The organism is Pseudomonas sp. PA1(2017), assembly GCF_001945375.1.
Classification (GTDB): Bacteria; Pseudomonadota; Gammaproteobacteria; order Pseudomonadales; family Pseudomonadaceae; genus Aquipseudomonas.
In genome coordinates, this window is sequence record NZ_MSXU01000015.1 from 611,011 (window position 1) to 611,353 (window position 343).

General features: G+C 60.9%; 1 protein-coding gene. It reads right to left on the reverse strand.

The genetic code is table 11. From position 1 onward, the window contains the following. The coding region (locus BVH01_RS25065; RefSeq protein WP_256562827.1) for a hemagglutinin repeat-containing protein at positions 1 to 343 on the reverse strand (343 nt) is incomplete at both ends.

Consider the following 343-nt stretch of genomic DNA (forward strand, 5'->3'; position numbering starts at 1 on the left):
AAAGCCAACTTCGCCGCCGCCGCTGCGGCGAGTGCTTTCGCTATCGCTGGCATTCTGGGCGGCACTGAGCTTGAGGTCGTTACCGGCCTTGAGGTCGATATCGCGCCCTGCCTGAACCTGCGTACCGATAAGGCTCAGGTCATTACGGGCGTTGAGATTGACATCACGGTCGGCATTGAGCACCGCAGCACTAGAGGTTCCTTGGCTGCCCTCCTCCCCCGCTACACCACGGCTGCCGCCGATACCAACCTTGAAGCCACCACTGGTGCCGCCAACAATTCCACCTTTACCCTGGCTCTGCTGGCTGTCATAGCTTTGCTCGCCACGGGCGACATCAAGCACG